The organism is Oceanicaulis sp. MMSF_3324 (assembly GCF_030733545.1).
Lineage (GTDB): Bacteria > Pseudomonadota > Alphaproteobacteria > Caulobacterales > Maricaulaceae > Oceanicaulis.
Genome location: NZ_JASHIU010000004.1, coordinates 72,798 through 92,512, shown reverse-complemented (window position 1 = coordinate 92,512; position 19,715 = coordinate 72,798). Strand labels below are relative to the sequence as shown.

The window sequence follows — 19,715 nt, the reverse complement described above, 5'->3', positions numbered from 1 at the left end:
GGTGCGCGCGCCTGTCGGGACTACCTCCCGGAGGTCGCCTGTCATCATGGCTCACCGAGACGAACCGAACCAGAACTCACCCTCCGACCCCCACGACTTCGAGCGGCGTTTGAACGCCAAGCTTGAGGCGCGTCGGGCGAAGGAGGCCGCCTCGAACCCCTCAGGCTGGGGTCAGGGCGTCAGGTATGGATCGGAATTCGCCGGAGGGGTTCTCGTCGGGGCTGGTCTGGGTTATTTGACCGATCAGATCCTCAACTGGACGCCCTGGGGCTTGCTGGTTGGTGTATTAATAGGTTTCGCAGCGGGCACTTTGAATGTAGTTCGCGCTGCGCAGAGCATGAACCAAAGCGACGACGCCTCTTCGTGAGACGACCGGCGCTGGGGTTTGAAGTTAGAAACGCGGCGTGCGCGCCGTAGCACAAGGGGCCGGGTGTGGCTGACGCGACGAACCCGATCAAACAGTTCGAGATTCACCCGATCGCCGATTTCTCGATCGGCGGCTGGAATCTTTCCTTCACGAACTCCAGCTTCTTCATGGTGACCTCCGTGGTTCTGGTGGCTGGTCTGCTGTCGCTGGCGATGTCCAAGCGCGCACTGGTGCCGGGTCGCTCCCAATCGGTCGCCGAGCTACTTTATGAGTTCGTGGCCGGCATGATTCGCTCCACCGCGGGCGATGCAGGCCTGAAGTTCTTCCCCTTCGTGTTCACCCTGTTCGCCTTCATTCTGATGGGCAACATGCTGGGCATGTTCCCGTACTTCCCGGCTCCGGGTTTCCACGGCTTCACCTTCACCTCCCACATCATCGTCACCTTTGCGCTGGCGCTCGTGGTGATGGCGATCGTGATCGGCTATGGCGTGTTCAAGCACGGCCTGAAATTCTTCTCGCTGTTCTTCCCGTCCGGCGTGCCGTGGCCGCTGTACATCCTTCTGACCCCGATCGAGATCATTTCGTTCCTGTCGCGTCCGGTGACTCTCGGGGTTCGTCTGTTCGCCAACATGCTGGCTGGCCACATCCTGCTTAAGGTGTTCGCCGGCTTCATCATCATGCTAGGGTCAGTGGGCGCGTTGGGCGTTCTGGGCGCTGTCGCTCCGCTGATCATGGTCGTCGCGCTGACCGCATTGGAATTCCTGGTGGCGTTCCTCCAGGCCTATGTGTTCGCCGTTCTGACCTGCATCTACCTTTCGGACGCACTGCACCCTGGTCACTAGGGGCGTTCGACAAGACCTACCTATCCATCCGCACCGACCACCTACGAGGAGTATCGACATGGAAGCGGAAGCCGCGAAATACATTGGCGCAGGCCTGGCCACCTTCGGCATGCTGGGCGCCGCTCTGGGCGTGGGCAACATCTTCTCCAGCTTCCTGGCTGGCGCCCTGCGCAACCCGTCCGCCGCGCAAGGCCAGTTCGGCAACCTGATCTTCGGCTTCGCCGTGACCGAAGCGCTGGGCATCTTCTCGCTGCTCATCGCGCTGCTGCTGCTCTTCGTGGTCTAACAGACCCCGACTGAACAGCCCTCGTTCCGGCCGGAAGGCGCACGAAGCATCGTTGCGTCATTCCGGCTTGGGGCGTTCTATAGTCTTCGAGCTTACGGTAAGCTCGGGCTAGTTTAGCCTTTGCGCAAGGGAGGCCGCCGTGCTGGCGCCGGAGTCCCAATCCGAATACGCCGAAGGAGCTGGACACGCCGCTGAAGCCGCGTTCCCGCCTTTCGACCCGACCTATTTTGCATCGCAGCTGTTCTGGCTGGCGATCAGCTTCATCGTTCTGTACGTGCTGCTGAGCCGCTTTGTCCTGCCCCGCATTGGCGGAGCCATTGAAGAACGCCGCGATCGCATCGCTGACGATCTCGATACGGCCGCGCAACTCAAGGCGCAGGCGGACGAGACCGTACGCGCTTACGAGAAATCTCTGGCCGATGCCCGCGCCAAGGCGCATTCGGTGGCGGCGGAGGCGAAAGCCGCTGCTGACGCTGAAGTGGCGGAAGCCATCCGCAAGGCCGACGCCGAGCTGGAAGCCAAACTCGCTGAGTCCGAGGATCGCATCCGCGCCTCTCGCGACGCGGCGCTTGGCGAAGTGCGCACCATTGCGGCGGACACCGCCGTGGTCGCCGTCGAGCATCTGGCCGGCCTTGAGGTGTCTGAAGACGACGCGGCGAAAGCCGTCGACGCGGTGAAGGAGTAAGTCATGAACTACCTCCTGTCTGACACCAGCTTCTGGGCCTTTGTCGGCCTGATCCTGTTCTTCGTGGTGATCATCTTTGTGGGCGCCCCGAAAATGATCGGCAAGGCGCTCGATGACCGCGCCGACCTGATCCGCAAGGAGCTGGATGAAGCCCGTCGCCTGCGTGAAGAAGCGCAGGAATTGATGGCCACCTATGAGCGCAAGCAGACCGAGGCCGCGGCCGAAGCTGAAGCGATCATCAAGCAGGCCAAGGCGGAAGCCGATTATCTGCGCGACAACGCCAAGACCGAGATCGCGCAGCGCGTCGACCGTCGCACCGCGATGGCCGAACAGCGCATCGCCCAGGCCGAGGCCCAAGCCGCCAAGGAAGTCAAAGCCCTGGCCGCTGACCTGGCTGTGGAAGCCGCTGAACAGCTGCTGTCCAAGAAGCTGACCAAGACCCAGCGCAATGCCCTTCTCAAGGCCGACACGGCCGCCCTGAAGGACCAGCTGAACTAGTCAGCCCTGACAGACCGACATGAAAAAGCCCGCGAGATATTCGCGGGCTTTTTTGCGTCTGGGCAGGCAGCTAGTCGCTGCAGACAACCTGCTCTTCCAGCAATTGATAGGACAGCGCGAACATCTCACCCTGGCTCTCATCCACATTGGTCAGCAGGGCGACGCCCGCATCAAACGCAGGCACATAGACCAGCGTGATATTGCTCGCGCCATTGGAGCCAGACTGGGTCGAAGCCAGATGAGCCTCGCCACATAATTCCAGCTGCCGGAACCGGCCGCCATAGGCGTAATTCTGCTCGGGAACCTGGATGGTGCGCAATTGCGCCAGAGACCCGGCTGACAGGACATCGCCCGCCTCAAGCGCGCGTTCCAGCGCGATCAGGTCCGCCGCCGTCGTATAGCTGCCCTTGAAGAAATTCGGGCTCCAGTAATCCCCTCGCCCCTCCGGGTCATCCGGGTCAAACCCGATGGCCACGTCAGCGCTGTGCGGGTCGGTGTCGCGCAAGTCATGGACATACCCACCGCTCTGGCCCATTCCGGCGCGGTCATAGACATAGCGCTGGCGTACCTGCGGATAGGACAGGCCCGTGATTTCTGCCAGCAGATGCTGGACCAGCAACCAGTTGGACAGCGCATAATCAAAGCGGGCGCCCGGCTGGAAGTGCAGATCTCCGCTGGCATAGTCCGCCACCGCCTCCTCAACCGTTTGCACATCCACAGCCCCGGCCTCGCCCTGGGCGATGCGCTGAAAGGCCGTCCGCAGATCATTGGGCAGACCGGACTGGTTGCTCAGGATCAGGCGCAGGGTCAGTTGCGCGCCGGTGTCAGAGCGGTAGTCCGGCAAATACGTGCTGATCGGCGCATCCAGGTCAAGCACCCCCTCATCGATCAACGCGAAGACGGCGATCGACGCGAAATACTTGTCGACGGATCCGGTCTGGAACCGCGTCTCGACCGTTAAGGGGCGACCGGTATCCGGATCGGCGACACCCCAAGCCCAGCTGTGCGCGGCGTCGCCCGTATCAAGGCGCAGAACGCCGTTGAAGGCATGCGCCTCCACCCATGTGGCCACGGGCTCTGGCGGGGCGTCTGAGGGCGTCAGAACAGCGGCGAGTAGCATGGGAAGGGCGATGGGCATGGAGCGGCTCCTGTCTGCGGACAGACTGACGTTGAAAGGAGCGCAAACCTAGCTGTTCCAGGACTCTGGCGCAGCGCCGCTCACCGATGGAGCGACGCCATTCGTCGAATAATCACCGATCAGGCCCTTCAGCCGGAACGGTCATCGCGGTGGAAGCGGTCGAAGATGTGTTTGACCTTGTCCCACACACCCGGATGACGCTTCAGCCAATTGGTGATGTAGGTATGGGCGCGTTTGGAGGTCATCGCCAGCAGCAGCAGACCGATAACGGCCAGCGGCAGGCCCAGCGGAATGGGCAGGAAGAAGAGCGGGACCGACAGGGCGAGCAGGAACAGGGCCAGCGCGACAGAAATCGCACGCAGCACCACCATGACCATGCCGGTTACGCCATTCATGCCGTTGCGCGCCCAGCGATTGGGGGTGTCGTTCATCGCCACCGCCGCCATCCTAACCCGATTGCAGACCCTGATGTCTGCTACATAGGCCTATGTTGAGGGCCCCGCCATCCGATACAACCCGTATCGACTGACGAGGCCCGCAATCTTGCAGTTGACCGGACCGATTTCGTCACAGTGTTGCACTGCAACCTCAACCGCCCCATGAAACTGCGTCGCGCTTTCGCTTATTCGGCGGCCTTGGTATCCGCCGAAGCCGGCGTCCAGCGCAGAACCGGCTGACGGGCGGCGCGGGTTTCATCCAGACGCTTGGTTGGCGCATAACGCGGCGCGGCGGTAAAGCGTTCGGTCTCGCCCGCCTTGGCCGCCAGAGCCAGTGCTTCCAGCGTGTCGCAGAAGCGGTCCAGGCTCGCCTTGGATTCCGATTCCGTCGGCTCGATCAGCATGGCGCCGTGCACGACCAGCGGGAAATACATGGTCATGGGGTGATAGCCCTCATCGATCATGGCTTTCGCAAAATCGAGCGTGCTGACGCCGGTGTCCTTGAGGAAGCGGTCGTCAAAAAGCGCCTCGTGCATGCACAGACCGTCATAGGACTGGGTCATCACGTCTTTCAGGCGCGCCAGGATGTAGTTGGCGTTCAGGACCGCGTCTTCGCTGGCCTGCTTCAGACCGTCCGCGCCATGGCTGAGCATGTAGCTCATCGCCCGGGTGAACATGCCCATCTGGCCGTGGAAGGCGACCATGCGGCCAAAGGGCTCCGCGCCCTGCGCCTTGGCGTCGGCTTCATCCTCGACCATGCGCCAGCTATCGCCATCCTTGATGACGAAGGGCAGCGGCGCGAACTTGGCGAGGGCTGCGGACAGCACCGTCGGGCCGGAGCCCGGACCACCGCCGCCATGGGGCGTGGAATAGGTCTTGTGCAGGTTGAAGTGCATGGCGTCCACGCCCAGATCGCCCGGACGCACCCGGCCGGAAATGGCGTTGAAGTTGGCGCCGTCGCAATAGAAATAGCCGCCTGCCTCATGGATCGCGTCCGCAATGGCGCGGATGTCTCGCTCGAACAGCCCGCAGGTATTGGGGTTGGTCAGCATGATCGCGGCGACATCATCGCCGAGCTTGCCCTTGAAGGCTTCCATGTCGACGCGGCCATCCGGGCCCGCCGGGATCTCGTCGCAGAAGAAGCCGCACTGCACCGCCGTCGCCGGGTTGGTGCCGTGTGCGCTTTCGGGCACCAGCACACGCCGGCGATGGCTTTCGCCCCGCGCGTCAAGCGCGGCGCGGATCGCCATCATGCCGCACAGCTCGCCATGCGCGCCCGCTTTCGGGCTCATCGCCACGGTGGGCATGTTGGTCAGCGTCATCAGCCAATGGGCCAGCTCGCCGATCAGTTCATACGCGCCCTGCACAGTCGATTGCGGCTGCAGCGGGTGCACGTCGGAGAAACCCGGCAGGCGGGCCATTTTCTCGTTGAGACGCGGATTGTGCTTCATCGTGCACGAGCCCAGCGGATAGAGCCCGATATCGATGGCGTAGTTCTTCCGGCTCAGACGCACATAATGGCGCATGGCTTCCGGCTCGGAGAGGCCCGGAAGCCCCAGATCATCGGTGCGCTCCAGCGCGCCCAGGCGCGACGGCTTGCCCTTGGGCGCTTCGAAATCCACGCCGCTCTTGTCATAGGTCTGACGCTCGAAGATCAGCGGTTCGGCCTGGTCGAGCCCGCGAGAGCCCGAGAAGGTGTCGTCATAAGCGCCCGGATCCGGCGTGTGGAGCGGAGCGGAGGGACGGCCTTGCGTATTCATAGCCATGATTACAGCACCTCTTTCAGAGCCGCTTCGAAAGCGTCGAGATCGCTATCGGTGTTGGTTTCGGTGGCCGCGACGATCAGAAGATCGTCATAGCCCTTGCCCGGATAGAGCCGGCTGGCCGGCACGCCGCCCAGAACGCCTTTTTCGGCGAGCGCTTCCACCACATCCGCCGCGTTTTTCGGCAGGCGCAGGGTGAACTCGTTGAAGAAGGCGTCGGTGACCAGCTCAACGCCGGAGATCGCGCTCAGGCGATCCGCCAGCTCGCAGGCCTTCTCATGGCTCAGCTGCGCCATGGTGCGAAGCCCGGTATCGCCCAGCAGGGACATGTGGATCGTCCAGGCCAATGTCATCAGACCTGAATTGGTGCAGATGTTCGACGTCGCCTTGTCGCGGCGAATATGCTGCTCACGCGTGGACAGGGTCAGTACATAGCCGCGACGACCGTCCGCATCCACGGTCTCACCCGCCAGGCGGCCCGGAAGGTTGCGGATATAGTTGCGGTCATTGCGGCAGGCGAACAGGCCCACATGCGGCCCGCCGAACTGCAGGCCGACGCCGATGGACTGGCCTTCGCCGACCACGATGTCCGCGCCCATGGCGCCCGGGGTCTTCATCAGACCTAGCGACACTGCTTCGGTGAACACGGCGATCAGCAGCGCGCCCTTTTCATGGGCGGCCTTGGCGATGGGCTCCAGATCATGAACCTGGCCGAACACATCAGGGTTCTGGACCACGACGCAGGCTACATCATCGGGAATGTCGGCCGCGATATCGTCCAGCCCGCCCGGCTTGGCCGCATCGTCCTTGATCTCGATATCCATGTATTTGGCGAGCGTGTGGGTCGCCGCGGCGTAATGCGGATGCAGATTGCCGCTGAGGATCGCTTTGGAGCGCTTGGTGATCCGGCAGGCCATCAACACGGCTTCGCCGCACGCCGTCGAGCCATCATACATGGAGGCGTTGGCCACCTCCATGCCGGTCAGGAGCGCGACCTGGGTCTGGAACTCGAACAGGGTCTGCAGCGTGCCCTGGCTGATCTCGGGCTGATAGGGCGTGTAGCTCGTCAGATATTCCGAACGCTGGATCAAGTGATCCACGCTAGAGGGAATATGGTGCTTGTAGGCGCCCGCCCCCACGAAGAACGGCGCTTCAGAGGCCGAAATATTCTTGCGCGATAGCCGGGTGAGCTGGCGCTCGACCTCCATCTCGCTCTTGTGGCGCGGCAGATCAACGGTTCCGTCAAGGCGGGCCTTTTCCGGCACGTCCTCAAACAGGGCGTCGACAGAATCCACGCCGATCTTGTCGAGCATCTCGGCCCGGTCGGCGTCGGTCAGCGGGAGATAGCGCATGGGCGATCCACCTTCCTTCAATAAGCAGGGCGGGCGGCCGCAAAGGGCCGCCGGTCTTGTCGCTGCATCTAGATCGACGCCGTCCGGCGTCGAGACTTACTTGGTGTGTTCGGCGTAGGCCGCTTCATCCATCATCGCGTCAAGCTGGCTCTTGTCAGAGAGCTTGATCTTGACGAACCAGCCCTCGGCGTCCGGCGATTCATTGACCTTGGCCGGCTCGCCTTCGAGCGCTTCGTTCACGGCGACCACTTCGCCCGACACCGGGGCGTAGACTTCGGACGCGGCTTTCACGCTTTCCACCACGGCCAGCTCGTCGCCCTGGGAGACGGTCTTGCCAACCTCGGGAAGCTCCACGAACACCACATCGCCCAGCTGCTCGGCGGCGTAGGCGGTGATGCCCATGACGCCTTCTTCGCCCTCAACGCGGATCCATTCATGGTCTTTGGTAAAACGGGTGCTCATCAGACGTCTCCTCCAGAGCGGTACTGTGCGGGATCAACCGCGATAAAAACGATGCGGCGCGAACGGGGTTTTCACCACTTCGGCCGGGCGCGCCTTGCCGCGCACCATCAAGTCAATCTGTGTGCCGGGGGCGGCATAGTCCTTGGCCACGAAACCCATGGCGATCGGGGCGCCGACCGTCGGGCCGAAACCGCCTGAGGTAACCACGCCGACGACTTCGCCATTCACTGCGATCTCGGTGCCTTCGCGGGCCGGAGCGCGGTCTTTCAGGGCGATGCCCACGCGCTTCTTGGCGGGCTTGTCGGCGATGTCCTTGAGAATGCGCTCGGCGCCGGGGAAGTCGGCGCGCTCACGGCGCGATTTGGCCACCGCCCAGGTCAGGGCCGCCTCGATCGGGCTGGTGGTCTCGTCCATGTCATGGCCATACAGGCACAGGCCCGCTTCCAGGCGCAGGGAATCGCGCGCGCCCAGGCCGATCGGCTTCACGCGCTCATCGGACAGGAGCTTGCGGGCGAAATCACTGGCGTGTGCGTTGGCGACGGAAATCTCGAACCCGTCTTCACCGGTATAGCCCGAGCGCGAGATCATCAGGCGCAGACCATCAATCTCGAACCAGCCCGCCTGCATGAAGACCAGCTTGGCGGCGTCCGGGCAGATCTCCGCCATCACCGCGCCCGCTTGCGGCCCCTGCAGCGCCAGCAGCGCGCGGCCGTCCAGTTCGACGAGCTCGGCCACGCCTTTGACGGCCTCGAGGATGTAATCAAAGTCAGAGCGCTTGCACGCGGCGTTGACCACCAGGAAGAGCCCCTCGTCATCGGGGCGGGAGACCATCAGGTCGTCCTTGATGCCGCCTTCGGAGTTGAGCAGCAGGGTGTATTTCTGTTCACCCGGCTTGAGCGCCGCCAGATCCGCCGTGATCAGCTTTTCCAGCGCGCTTTCATCACCAATGAGCCGCGCCTGGCCCATATGGGACACGTCGAACAGACCGGCCGCCTCGCGGGTATGGTTATGTTCGCCCATGACGCCGTCATACTGGACGGGCATTTCATAGCCGGCGAACGGGACCATCTTGGCTCCCAGCTCGACATGGAGATCGTAAAGCGGTGTGCGTTTGAGCGTTTCGGTCATGTCTGGCCTCAGCATGCGGGTTTGCGAGCGTCGCGCGGCTCATGCCGGCTCCGATTCGCCCCCGCTGTCTTGAAGACCTGAGAGATTCCCGCGCGGCGCCGGCCAGGGAGAGGCGCGCCCGCATTGCTCCTTCGGTGGAGCGCTGAGTGCTCAGCGCCCGCTTTCCAGCGTTAGGTCTTAGGCTTGCGGTCCGTTAGCCTGAGCGTTTCCGGGGCGGTTGCGCCTTCGGCGCCGGCGTCTTCGGCCGGTCTCTCCCGCAAGTGACCTTATGTACGCTCGCTGCAGCGCGCCTCACGGCGGGTCAGCAGCGACGCGCAAACCTAGCGTTTGCCGGCCTTGAGTCAATCGCGATTGGGCGCTGCAGCATAGGTCTCCAACACGGGCTCTCCATATGAAAACGGCCCGTCCGAGGACGGGCCGCAATCCATCACTGAGCTTGACCTTGCCTGGCTGGGCGGGGGATCGAGCAGGCCCTGCAGAAGCCTAAAGTGGGCCGCGCCTCTCCTGACCTAAGGGTGGGTCTTTGAAGAGAAGAGGTGCGGCCCACACAGCGCGAGCGGGGAGATCCTGACGCGCTGGAACCGCGCCTTGGGATCAGGTCCGCTCGGTGACTTGCTGAAGGCGCACACGCTCCTGGTGCAGGGCGTAGACGCGCGGATCATTCATCCGCTCTAGCACCTGTCCGGTCGTGCGCACTTGGCAATCGCGAGCGATCCGGACTTCCCAGAGCCCGCGCGCTTCATGGACCTTGCAATAGGACTCAACTCTGTTCGCGAGCCGGTCCAGCACCGCTGAGCGTCCTTCAGGCGAGGACAGCATCCAGCGATCATATTCAAAATTGAACGTCTGGGCGTGAGAGGCCGTGGAGCACACGCAAGCAACGACAGCGGCGGCGAAAAGCGTTTTGAGAGCAGTCATTTTGATTTCTCCTGAGGTAAAGACCGGACTTGAACCAGCGAGGGCGTTGACCGGGCGTCTGTTTGACGGGAGACAGATTGCGTCGCGGACCGGCCCAAATCCTCAGCAGGTCGTGAGCCATTCCTGAAAAAGTATAGACATCTGCTTTAATTGAGCTTTTTTTGGAGTTATGAATCGATAAACGGGTGCAAAAGCGCCAATAGACGGTACAATCGGCCCCGTCATTGCAGTGGGGGCGATGCGTTGAACCACGGTCCAGATCCAATTTCGAACACCGACGGTCCGGACTCCAGTTTGCTCCTGGGGGGCGGCGGTCGCCTGCGTCTTGATCCGGTCCGCACTACGGTCGAACTGGATGGCGAAACACTCGAGATGGGGGGGCGCAGCTTCACCCTGCTGCACACCCTGATGCGTCATCCCATGCAGCTTCTGTCTAAGGACAAGCTGATCGAACTGGTCTGGGAAGGGCGCGCCGTTTCAGATGCCGTCCTGACAACAGCTATCCGAGAACTCAGGCGAGCACTGGACGATAACGCCAAACGCCCCTTCTGGATCAAGACCGAGCACGGGCGGGGCTATCGCTTCATCGCCCGCGTCACCGAGGTCTCGCAAAGCGCGTCCCACGAAGAGCGCCGCGCGCCCCCGCACGAACCGGCGGCGGAAACAGGCCGATTCTCGAACGTGGTCCGGCGCCGGCTCGTGCTGGCGGCGGCCAGCGCCGGAGCGGCGCTCATCGCCTTCATTGTCGTCTTCGTCCAAACTGGCGGCGACCGTGCGCAGCTCGACCGATCGGTAGCGGTCCTGAGCTTCGAAAGCTTGAGCCCCGGCGATGATATCGAATGGTTCGCCGCCGGACTGGCTGAAGAATTGACCAATGCCCTGACCCGGATGCCGTATCTGCGTGTCGCCTCGCGCCGCGCCAGCGACGCCGCCGCCTCGCAGGCGGATGGGACAGCCGAACTGGGCGACCTGCTGGGCGTGGCGCACCTGCTGGAAGGTTCGGTCCGCCAGGATAACGGAATGATCCGCGTCAGCGTGTCTTTGATCTCGGCCGACGACGGCGCTCAGGTCTGGTCAGGCCATTACGACCGAGCGTTCGAGAACATCCTCGAAATCCAGTCGGAGATATCCTCCGATCTGGCCAGCCTTCTGGACACCGCGCTCGATCCCGAGACCTTGCGTGGAATGGTGTCGGCTGGAACCGAGTCGATCTCGGCCTACGAGGCCTATTTGCGCGGCCAGGCGGCGATGCGCCTGTTCAATCAAACAGGCGATCACGCGCATTGGCGCGCCGCCGGCGACTTTTTCGATCGGGCCCGGTCCATCGATCCGACCTTCGCCGAAGCGCACGCCGCCGCGGCGCTGGTCTATCGCTACGAGAACACGCCGTCGCTCGTGATGCGTCCCGATCCGGATACCGGCGAGACGTACCGCCGCGAATACACAGCGCGCATGGCGGCCGCCATCGCAGGCGCGCGCAGCGAAATCGAAGCATCGGCCTTCCGGGCGCGCCGCGACCAGGAGCTGTTCCAATTGTCAGAAGCCGCCGCCGCGTATGAAGCGTACTTGGACGATCGTCCGAACGATTGGGACCGATGGTTCGATTACTCCAACACGCTGACCATGATGAGCCGGTTCGAATCCGCTCAGGAGGTCGTGCGGGACCTAGACCGCCGGCTGCCGGCGGCCGACACGTTCAATCGCTCTATTCTTATCCAGCATGCGACGAAGGCGCGCGCGTTTTCGCTTGCGGCCGACATTGCGCGCAGGACCTTGGCGCACGCGCCCTATGACGGGTTCGCGCTGATGGAATCCCATGCGGCGTTGCTGCGGGTCGGAGCGGTGGAGGAAGCCGCGACAATCAATCAACGCATTCAGGCCAGCGATCTCGGGCGGTTTGCTAGGCAAGGCGCTGAGATGCGTCAGCTTTGCGCAGAGGGCGACGGCGCGCAGGTCGCCGAGATGGGCCGAGACATCATCGACGAACCGCGCGCCCGGATCATGGGGTTTGAGGTTCTGATGATGCTTGGCGATGAGGAGGCGGCCTACGAACGGCTCGTGCAGATCGACGAGCCGGGGATTCCGGGGTTCGCCCGGGAGATGCTGTTCAATCCGAGCGTCGATCCGAGCCGGCTGCCATATCTGGCCGAGGCGGTCATTGCTGCGGGCGGACGGCTTGCAGAGCCCTCCCCGCCGCTTGTGCGCTGCCCGGCACCGATATGAGTCACATGCGCTCGGGCACGTCGATCCCGATCAGGCCCAGCACGATTTCAAGCTGGGTGAGCGTGGTTTGCGCCAGACGAAGACGCGACGCACGGATCGCCTCGTCTTTCTCGGGCAGGATCGGACAGGCCGCGTAAAAACCCGAAAACGCCTGCGCCAGGCCATAGGCGTGCTCGCACAACACGTTCGGAGCCCGATCACGCTCGGCCCGCGTCAGCGCGCTCTCGAACGCGTCGAGGCGACGGATCAGGGCTTCTTCCGCCTTATCCGAAATCGTCACGGCGTCCGGCGCGATGCCTTGTTCACCGGCCTTTTTCAGCAGCGATTTGATACGCACGGCCTGATACTGCAGATACGGGCCGGTCTTGCCTTCAAAGCTGACAAAGCGATCCAGATCAAAGATGTAATTGGTCGTCCGCACATTCTGCAGATCGGAGAACTTGATGGCCGCGTTCGCCACGGCGCGCGCCACGGTCTCGAACTCGTCAGACGACAGCTCTGCGCCCAGCCCGGCCTCGTTCAGACGCGCCCGCGCCCGCTCCCGCGCTTCACTGATCAGGTCCGCCAGACGGAAGGTGCCGCCAGCGCGCGTCCGCAGACGCTTGCCGTCCGGCCCGTTCACCGTGCCGAACTTGACGTGCTCCAGCGCGCCTTCCTGCGCAAGATCCGCCTTGTAGGCGGCGCGGAACACCTGTTCGAAGTGATCAGACTGGCCCAGATCAACCACATACAGGGTCAGCTCGGGATCGTGCTGGCGCTTGCGGTCGAGAATGGTCGCAAGGTCGGTGGTGGCGTACAGCGCCGATCCTTGGCTGGACACCAGGATCAGCGGCGCCAGCTCCTTCTTGTCGTCTTCACGCGCGACACGCACGATCCAGGCGCCCTCGCTCTGCTCGGCCACGCCACGCGACTTGAAGTCCTCGACCAGCTCGGGGATGAGATCGTTGACGTCGCTCTCGCCCTTCCACAGATCAAAATGCACCCCCAGCGCGTTGAAATCCTCTTTCAGCGCAGCGATCGAGACATTGATGAAATGGCGCAGGAGCGCGCGATAGCCGGCGCGACCGGCCTGGAGCTCCGCCGTCGCCTGACGCGAGCGGGCATTGCGCTCGGGATCGTCCTTGGCCTTGGCGGACGCTTGCGGATACAGCCGGGCGAGATCGTCGATGGTCACCGGCGGCTCGTCCGGATAGGGCCCGGTGAAATCGGCGTCGTAATAGACAAGGTCAGGCTGCTCGTCTTCCAGCTCGGTGACCAGATGGCCCATCTGAAGCCCCCAGTCGCCCAGGTGGATATCAGAGGTCACTTCATGCCCGCGGAAGCGCATCAGGCGTTGCAGGCTGTCGCCAATGACCGACGAACGCAAATGGCCCACATGCATGGGCTTGGCGACATTCGGACCACCAAAATCGATCATCAGGCGCTTGGGGTCGGCGCTCTTGCGGCCGCCTGCACGCGCATCATCGGCCAGGCCATTGGCGCGGATGGCGTACACATTGCCCGCAGGCGTAATGTTCAGAAAGCCGGGTCCGGCGATCTCCACCTCGAGCTGGGGATGCAGCTCGGACAGCTGGGCCTTCACATCCTCGGCCACCGCACGCGGGGCCTTTTTCGCCTGCTTGGCGGCCGCCATGGCGCCGTTGCACTGATAGGGCGCAAGATCGGGACGGTCGGATTCAAACACCGCACCCAGCTCTTCAGGCAGGCCCACGGCCGCGAACGCAGCGCCCACGGCGCTGCTGAGTTGTTCAACAATCGATGTCATACTGTCTCGGCGTGTTAATCGTCTTGCCCGGCCCGAACGCGGAAGCGCAGGCCGCCGCGATTGAATGCCAGCTGTTCATCGGTCAGCTCAAAACCGACCAGAACCTCATAGTTCGCCCCCGACGTGGTCGCCGAAGCGCGCGGCAGTTCAATGGTGTTGAACTCCTCGATGACTTCCACCCGGTCTTGCCCAGGCTCGAATGTCACGTTGATGGGGAAGACCTGACGCTCAATGACGGCGCGGTCGGTGCGCGTCACGGCGACAAACATCTCATAGGTCTTGGACGAGCCCTGGGCCGCCGGGCCGCGGCCGAACGCCAGACGCACCGCCATTTCCATTTCGATGGGGTCGGCATTGCGGTCAGTGTAGCGGCAGGAGCTGGCGACATTGAGAATTTCGCCCGTGAAACCCACATTCTCATAAATGCTGGTGTCGCCATTGATCTCGACAATGCGGTGCGCGTCATACAGCGCCAGCGCGTTCGGGCACGGACCCGGATTGGGGTCCGGCTCAACAAACGTGTCTCGCATGGTTGAGCAGCCAGCAAGGGCCAGGGCAGCGACGGACAGGCTGAGAACGGACAGGCGCATGAAAAACCTCAAGGCATTCGGATGGCGAACCATCACGGAGGACGGCATGCCCCCCTTCGCGGGGCGCACGGGGTCTGCTAGAGCAGTCTGTACGACGCGCGCGCGGACAGGGCAACGCCCCGCCGCCTTTCCGGGCAGAGGAAATCCATGACCGACAAACCTGTTCTGACCGTTCAGCTAGCCTCGCCGCGCGGATTTTGTGCGGGCGTGGACCGCGCCATCCAGATCGTGGAAAAGGCGCTCGAGCGATATGGCGCACCGGTTTATGTGCGCCACGAGATCGTGCACAACAAACATGTGGTGAACCGGCTCGAGGCCATGGGCGCGGTGTTCGTCAAGGAACTCGACGAATGCCCCGATGACCGTCCGGTGGTGTTCTCCGCCCATGGCGTGCCCCAGCGCGTGCCGGCCGAAGCCGCCCGGCGCGACATGCTGTATGTGGACGCCACCTGCCCGCTGGTGAGCAAGGTGCATGTGGAGGCCCAACGTCATCACAAGGCCGGCCAGGAAATCCTGCTGATCGGGCATGCCGGGCATCCTGAAGTGATCGGCACCATGGGCCAGCTGCCCGATGGCGTCATGCACCTCATCGAGACAGTCGAGGACGTCGAGGCGTTCGAACCCAAGGACCCTGACAATGTCGCCTTTGTCACCCAGACCACGCTGTCTGTGGACGACACCGCGGACATCGTCGCCGCCTTGCAAAAACGCTTCCCCGGCATCTCCGCCCCGCACAAGGAAGACATCTGCTACGCCACCACCAACCGTCAGGCGGCCGTAAAGGCCATCGGCGAAGGCGCTGATCTGGTCCTGGTGGTGGGCGCGCCCAACTCGTCCAACTCGGTGCGTCTGGTGGAGGTCGCCGAACGCGCCGGAGCGAAAAAAGCCCGACTGCTTCAGAAGGCCGAAGAAATCGACTGGAGCTGGCTTGATGGCGTGGAGCGCATCGGCATTTCCGCCGGCGCCAGTGCGCCGGAGGAGCTGGTGGAAGGTTTGCTGTCCGCCCTCGCCCGCCGCTACACCCTGCATATTCGCGAAGTGCGGGTGGCGGAGGAAAACGTGGTGTTCAAACTCCCCCGCGAAGTGGCGTAAGCTCTCCGCGAGGAGGCGCGCATGACCGCAAACAAGACCCAGCCCACGCCTGAAGATGTGGAAGCCTTTCTGGATGCGGTCGAGCCCGAGCGCCGCCGCGAGGACGCCAAGACCCTCAACGCCCTGTTCCAGCGCGTGACGGGCTGGTCGCCCGTCATGTGGGGGCCGAGCATGATCGGCTATGGCCAGTACCACTATCGCTATGAGAGCGGGCGCGAGGGCGACTTCCTCGCCACAGGGTTCAGCCCCCGCAAGACCAGCCTCTCGATCTACATCATGCCCGGCTATGGCGAGTACGGCGCGATTCTGGATCGGCTGGGCAAGCACAAGACCGGCAAGAGCTGTCTGTACGTGACAAAGCTGGCGGATGTTGATCTGGACGTTCTGGCCGAACTCATCCAAGCCGGGCTCGATGATCTGGGCCGCAAATGGCCTGTCAAACCCAGCTAGACTTCGAGGACGCGCGTGGCCGAGAACACCATTGTGATTCACACTGACGGCGCCTGTTCAGGCAATCCCGGCCCGGGCGGCTGGGGCGCGATCCTGCACTGGAAGGGTCACGAGAAGGAGCTGTCCGGCGCCGAGGCCGAGACCACCAATAACCGCATGGAGCTGATGGCCGCCATCGCCGCGCTGGAAGCGCTCAAGCGCCGCTCCAAGGTCCGACTGGTCACCGACAGCACCTATGTGCGCGACGGGGTGACCAAGTGGATCCATGGCTGGAAGCGCAATGGCTGGAAGACCGCCGCCAAGAAACCGGTCAAGAATGACGATCTGTGGAAGCGGCTGGACGCCATCGCCTCAAAGCATGACGTCAGCTGGGAATGGGTGAAGGGCCATGCCGGTCATCCCGAGAACGAGCGCGCGGACCAGCTGGCCCGCGAGGCGATCTCCACCCTGTCCGATTAGACGTCCCCGGCCCGGTTCTCACCAGACCGGGGGCCTGTCTTCAGTAATCGCTAAAGCGCCTTGAGCACGTGCTCGGCCGAAGAGACTTCGAAATTGCCCGGCTCGTCGAGGAAGAAATGCTCGACGACCTTGTCATTGACCACCAGCGCATAGCGCTGGGAGCGCTTGCCCATTCCGAAGCGTGACCCGTCCATGTCGAGACCAATGGCGGTGGCGAAATCGCCATTGCCGTCAGCCAGCATCAGAACGTCATCCTTCACGCCCTGATCCTTGCCCCAGGCGCCCATGACGAACACGTCATTGACCGAGGTGCAGGCGATGCGGTCCACGCCCTTGGCATGAAGCTCGGACGCTTTCTCGATGAAACCCGGCAGGTGCTTGGCCGAACAGGTCGGGGTATAGGCGCCCGGCACGGCGAACAGCGCGACCCGCTTGCCCGCGAACACGTCATCCGTGCTCATCGGCTGGGGACCGTCTGCGGTCATGGTCATGAAGGTGACGTCAGGCAGGGTATCGCCAGCTTTGAGGGTCATGAGGGGGCTCCTGAAATGGACTGGACTATGGATGGACCTGACTTAAGACGCCCCCCTGCCCGCGACAAGACACAGCGGTCCCGCCGGGACTGGACAATCTGCGCGCTTGGGGAAAAGCTGTCGTCATGACATCCGCGCTCGCGCATACACAGACTGGCTATCTGAACGGCAAATTACTGATCGCCAGCCCGTTGATCGGTGATCCGCGGTTTGACCGCACTGTGATTTATGTCTGCTCGCATGACGCGGAAACCGCCATGGGGATCATTCTCAATCGCCCGGTGACCGGGCTGCGCCTGCCCGACCTGCTCGAGCAGCTCGACGTCAGCGGCGGTAAACACGCGCAGGACGCGCCCGTATTGGAAGGCGGTCCGGTGGATCGCGACCGGGGCTTCGTGCTGCATACCCTGGACGTGGATTGCGGACCGGCGACCGAACGGGTCGGCACGGATCTCGGGCTCACCGCCACTCAGGAAATCCTGAACGCGCTGGCGTCTGACAAGGCCCCGGCGCACGCCCTCATGGCGCTTGGCTATGCGGGCTGGGGCGCGGGGCAATTGGAAGACGAAATCAGCCTGAACGCCTGGCTGGTGGCGGACGCGGATCACGGACTGATCTTTGATGACCAACCCGATGAGAAATGGGCCCGGGCCCTGAGCAAGCTCGGGGTAACGCCCGAATTCCTGACCGCGTCGAGCGGAAGCGCCTAAAAACTGGCGCATGACCCACATTCACAATTGACTTGGTGTGTCGATTCGCTTGAATGGGGAAAAGCCTCACTTCCAACGCGTTTCGGGAATGCCATGACTGTCCGTATCAACCGCAAGCCCGCGGCATGGTTAATCCGTATCCGCGACTGCTCCGCCAAGGCCTTTGTTTTCGGCGTTCTGGGGATGGCGCTTGTGCTGTTCCCCCTGATGCTCACATCGGGGTCCGTCTGGGCGTTCTGGTACTTCTGAGCCCCGCTTTGCGCAGATCTCAAACCTTGGACAGACGCGCCGGTTCAAAGCGTGTCTTCAGCCCCTGGGTTACCGCGCGCGCCGCATCCTGAGGCGAAAGCGCGGGCGCGTAATGATAGCCCTGCCCGAAATCACACCCCAGCTCCTGGCACAGGGTCTGAGCGGCGGCGCTTTCCACCCCTTCTGCAACCACAAGCATGCCATAACTCTCCGCAATGCGGACAACCGATGAAATGATGGATCGCGCGGACCCGTCTGTCAGGGCGGCGCGGATGAAGTACTGGTCGAGCTTGACCACATCGAAGGCGAAGCGGTCGAGCCGGGCCAGGGAGGAATAGCCTGTGCCAAAGTCATCGAGCACGATCGGCACCCCTTCCTGGCGGACGGCATTCAGGGTCCGCTCAGCCGCGTCGGGATCAATCATGACATCGGTCTCGTTCACTTCGAGCTTGAACCGCCCCTTGGGCAGGCCCGCCCCCTGCACCGCCTCCAGAAGGCGCTCGGCGAAATCGGGCGCGCTCACCTCGCTCGCCGTGGCGTTGGCGGTGACGAACAGATCCAGCGAGGCAGACTGAGCCGCGAGCCAGGCGGACAGGTCTTGCGCGGCCATGGCGCGGACGGTCTCGCCGACCGCCTCGATATAGCCATGAGATTGCGCCAGCGGCATGAACTCATCCGCTCCCAGAAGGCCCACGCCCGGTCGGTCCCACCGCGCCAGGGCCTCAAAGCCGGACAATGCGCCCGTGCTGAGATTCACCACAGGCTGGTAATAGGCGCAGACATCGCCCGACTGCAGGGATTCCGCGAGCGCCGTTTCCAGATCCATATCCGCCCGCCCCCCCGCAGAACCGCCCGCCGGCAGCATCAGGCCGCGCCAGTTCAGGCCATCGCCCTGCCCGATCAGACGCACATACCGCACCTCATGATCATCCCCCAGAAGACGCAGGCGGACATCACAGGGGCCGGCGCGTCGGAGCAGCTCCAGACGCGGCTGGTCAGCGGGCGCCAGTCTTTCCTTCAAATGATGAAAGTCGCCCGAGGCGCATAACGCGCCCAGCCCAAGGGCTGTCGCTTCCCCGCCCAGGGACAGGCTGTCGTCCAGAAAACCGATTTCCACCGCCAGCGCCCCCGCCGCTGAAACGGCATCCATATAGGGGCGCAGGGTGGAGGGATCAGTCATCGGATCGGATCGTTCTTCAGAATGGCGAATTTGAGGTGGTCGCGCCATTCACCATAGATTTTCAGATAGCCGCGCGCCACGCCTTCGGGCGTAAAACCGACCGATAACAGGAGCTGGCGCGAAGCTTCATTATCAATCCGCGTCGCCGCTTCCACCCTGTGCAGCCGCAAGGTGCTGAAGGCATGGCCCAGCACCCGGCGCACCGCGGCGCGGGCATACCCCTTGCGCACATAGGGCGAGCCGATCCAGTAGCCGATATCGGCCGCCTGCAGCACGCCCCGGCGAACATTATTCAGATTGCACGCGCCTAGCAGCACATCGTCTGAGGCGCGGAAGATGAAGAACGGATAGCCCGTTCCGTTCTCCACATCGCTCTGATAGCGGCGCAGACGGCGCTTATAGGCGGACTTGGTCAGTTCATCTTCCGCCCAGCTCGGCTCGAACGGCTCGGTATGCGCGCGGCTGGCCGAGCGCAGCTTGGCCCAGGCTTCATAATCCTCAAGTTGAGGATGGCGCAGGCGCAATCCTTCGGACCACAGCACCGTCTCGTGCATCTCTTCGCGCCAGAGCGCCATCGGGGACTTCCTT

At 63.3% G+C, this 19,715-nt stretch carries 23 protein-coding genes and 1 riboswitch; of the genes, 11 read left to right on the top strand and 12 right to left on the bottom strand.

The annotated features are described in order from the left end of the window. Positions 1-46: 46 nt before the first annotated feature. The 5 genes from RBA95_RS06145 (at position 47) to RBA95_RS06125 (ending at position 2,678) form a co-directional block, all read left to right on the top strand. On the top strand, positions 47-367 hold the full coding sequence (locus RBA95_RS06145) for an AtpZ/AtpI family protein (RefSeq protein ID WP_306015961.1): 321 nt from the start codon (positions 47-49) through the stop codon (positions 365-367). 65 nt (positions 368-432) lie between these two features. Continuing rightward, positions 433-1,209: a F0F1 ATP synthase subunit A gene (locus RBA95_RS06140; RefSeq protein WP_009803217.1), complete on the top strand. Its 777-nt coding sequence runs from the start codon at positions 433-435 to the stop codon at positions 1,207-1,209. A gap of 58 nt (positions 1,210-1,267) precedes the next feature. Further along, positions 1,268-1,495, top strand: a complete 228-nt coding sequence (locus RBA95_RS06135) for a F0F1 ATP synthase subunit C (RefSeq protein WP_009803216.1) — start codon at positions 1,268-1,270, stop codon at positions 1,493-1,495. 139 nt (positions 1,496-1,634) lie between these two features. Then, on the top strand, positions 1,635-2,180 hold the full coding sequence (locus RBA95_RS06130; RefSeq protein ID WP_306015959.1) for a F0F1 ATP synthase subunit B: 546 nt from the start codon (positions 1,635-1,637) through the stop codon (positions 2,178-2,180). 3 nt (positions 2,181-2,183) lie between these two features. After that, a complete protein-coding gene (locus RBA95_RS06125; protein ID WP_306015958.1) occupies positions 2,184-2,678 on the top strand; it encodes a F0F1 ATP synthase subunit B in 495 nt (164 codons plus the stop codon). Positions 2,679-2,748: 70 nt separating this feature from the next. On the opposite strand, the gene RBA95_RS06120 is transcribed toward RBA95_RS06125, so the two are convergent. The 7 genes from RBA95_RS06120 to RBA95_RS06090 form a co-directional block, all read right to left on the bottom strand. Further along, the gene (locus tag RBA95_RS06120) at positions 2,749-3,816 is read right to left on the bottom strand and encodes a serine hydrolase (protein WP_306015957.1); all 1,068 of its coding nucleotides are present in this window, start codon (positions 3,814-3,816) and stop codon (positions 2,749-2,751) included. Positions 3,817-3,944: 128 nt separating this feature from the next. Further along, the gene (locus RBA95_RS06115; RefSeq protein ID WP_306015956.1) at positions 3,945-4,247 is read right to left on the bottom strand and encodes a hypothetical protein; all 303 of its coding nucleotides are present in this window, start codon (positions 4,245-4,247) and stop codon (positions 3,945-3,947) included. A 191-nt stretch (positions 4,248-4,438) separates the two neighbouring features. Beyond that, on the bottom strand, positions 4,439-6,019 hold the full coding sequence (gene gcvPB / locus RBA95_RS06110) for an aminomethyl-transferring glycine dehydrogenase subunit GcvPB (RefSeq protein WP_306015955.1): 1,581 nt from the start codon (positions 6,017-6,019) through the stop codon (positions 4,439-4,441). A 2-nt stretch (positions 6,020-6,021) separates the two neighbouring features. Further along, entirely contained in the window at positions 6,022-7,368 is a 1,347-nt protein-coding gene (gene gcvPA, locus RBA95_RS06105) for an aminomethyl-transferring glycine dehydrogenase subunit GcvPA (RefSeq protein ID WP_306015954.1), read from the bottom strand. A 96-nt stretch (positions 7,369-7,464) separates the two neighbouring features. Continuing rightward, positions 7,465-7,830, bottom strand: a complete 366-nt coding sequence (gene gcvH, locus RBA95_RS06100; protein WP_306015953.1) for a glycine cleavage system protein GcvH — start codon at positions 7,828-7,830, stop codon at positions 7,465-7,467. A gap of 33 nt (positions 7,831-7,863) precedes the next feature. Beyond that, entirely contained in the window at positions 7,864-8,958 is a 1,095-nt protein-coding gene (gene gcvT / locus RBA95_RS06095; protein WP_306015952.1) for a glycine cleavage system aminomethyltransferase GcvT, read from the bottom strand. Positions 8,959-9,134: 176 nt separating this feature from the next. Next, positions 9,135-9,225: riboswitch (glycine riboswitch) on the bottom strand. A 327-nt stretch (positions 9,226-9,552) separates the two neighbouring features. Beyond that, positions 9,553-9,876: a UrcA family protein gene (locus RBA95_RS06090; RefSeq protein ID WP_306015951.1), complete on the bottom strand. Its 324-nt coding sequence runs from the start codon at positions 9,874-9,876 to the stop codon at positions 9,553-9,555. A gap of 243 nt (positions 9,877-10,119) precedes the next feature. Here RBA95_RS06090 and RBA95_RS06085 point away from each other — a divergent pair, with 243 nt between their 5' ends. Next, positions 10,120-12,099 carry a winged helix-turn-helix domain-containing protein gene (locus tag RBA95_RS06085; protein WP_306015950.1) on the top strand — a complete coding sequence of 660 codons (1,980 nt, stop codon included), beginning with the start codon at positions 10,120-10,122 and terminating at the stop codon, positions 12,097-12,099. 1 nt (position 12,100) lies between these two features. Here the strand turns inward: RBA95_RS06085 and argS are convergent, their stop codons facing one another. After that, a complete protein-coding gene (gene argS / locus RBA95_RS06080; protein ID WP_306015949.1) occupies positions 12,101-13,864 on the bottom strand; it encodes an arginine--tRNA ligase in 1,764 nt (587 codons plus the stop codon). Positions 13,865-13,878: 14 nt separating this feature from the next. Then, a complete protein-coding gene (locus tag RBA95_RS06075; protein WP_306015948.1) occupies positions 13,879-14,454 on the bottom strand; it encodes a hypothetical protein in 576 nt (191 codons plus the stop codon). A 147-nt stretch (positions 14,455-14,601) separates the two neighbouring features. On the opposite strand from RBA95_RS06075, the gene ispH reads away from it, so the two are divergent. The 3 genes from ispH to rnhA are packed head-to-tail and all read left to right on the top strand — an operon-like array spanning position 14,602 to position 16,455. Further along, positions 14,602-15,546 carry a 4-hydroxy-3-methylbut-2-enyl diphosphate reductase gene (gene ispH, locus RBA95_RS06070; protein WP_306015947.1) on the top strand — a complete coding sequence of 315 codons (945 nt, stop codon included), beginning with the start codon at positions 14,602-14,604 and terminating at the stop codon, positions 15,544-15,546. Between the two features lie 21 nt (positions 15,547-15,567). Next, the gene (locus tag RBA95_RS06065) at positions 15,568-15,996 is read left to right on the top strand and encodes a DUF1801 domain-containing protein (protein WP_306015946.1); all 429 of its coding nucleotides are present in this window, start codon (positions 15,568-15,570) and stop codon (positions 15,994-15,996) included. A 15-nt stretch (positions 15,997-16,011) separates the two neighbouring features. Then, positions 16,012-16,455 carry a ribonuclease HI gene (gene rnhA / locus RBA95_RS06060; RefSeq protein ID WP_306015944.1) on the top strand — a complete coding sequence of 148 codons (444 nt, stop codon included), beginning with the start codon at positions 16,012-16,014 and terminating at the stop codon, positions 16,453-16,455. Between the two features lie 50 nt (positions 16,456-16,505). Here rnhA and RBA95_RS06055 read toward each other — a convergent pair whose 3' ends face one another. Beyond that, positions 16,506-16,988: a peroxiredoxin gene (locus RBA95_RS06055; protein WP_306015943.1), complete on the bottom strand. Its 483-nt coding sequence runs from the start codon at positions 16,986-16,988 to the stop codon at positions 16,506-16,508. Between the two features lie 125 nt (positions 16,989-17,113). Here RBA95_RS06055 and RBA95_RS06050 point away from each other — a divergent pair, with 125 nt between their 5' ends. Together RBA95_RS06050 and RBA95_RS06045 are read left to right on the top strand one after the other, a co-directional pair. Next, entirely contained in the window at positions 17,114-17,698 is a 585-nt protein-coding gene (locus RBA95_RS06050) for a YqgE/AlgH family protein (protein WP_306015942.1), read from the top strand. A 93-nt stretch (positions 17,699-17,791) separates the two neighbouring features. Beyond that, entirely contained in the window at positions 17,792-17,947 is a 156-nt protein-coding gene (locus RBA95_RS06045) for a hypothetical protein (RefSeq protein WP_306015941.1), read from the top strand. 19 nt (positions 17,948-17,966) lie between these two features. Here the strand turns inward: RBA95_RS06045 and RBA95_RS06040 are convergent, their stop codons facing one another. Together RBA95_RS06040 and RBA95_RS06035 are read right to left on the bottom strand one after the other, a co-directional pair. Then, the gene (locus RBA95_RS06040) at positions 17,967-19,127 is read right to left on the bottom strand and encodes an EAL domain-containing protein (protein ID WP_306015940.1); all 1,161 of its coding nucleotides are present in this window, start codon (positions 19,125-19,127) and stop codon (positions 17,967-17,969) included. Further along, positions 19,124-19,702 carry a GNAT family N-acetyltransferase gene (locus tag RBA95_RS06035; protein WP_306015938.1) on the bottom strand — a complete coding sequence of 193 codons (579 nt, stop codon included), beginning with the start codon at positions 19,700-19,702 and terminating at the stop codon, positions 19,124-19,126. The genes RBA95_RS06040 and RBA95_RS06035 overlap by 4 nt, the downstream gene beginning before the upstream one ends. Between the last annotated feature and the right edge of the window lie 13 nt (positions 19,703-19,715).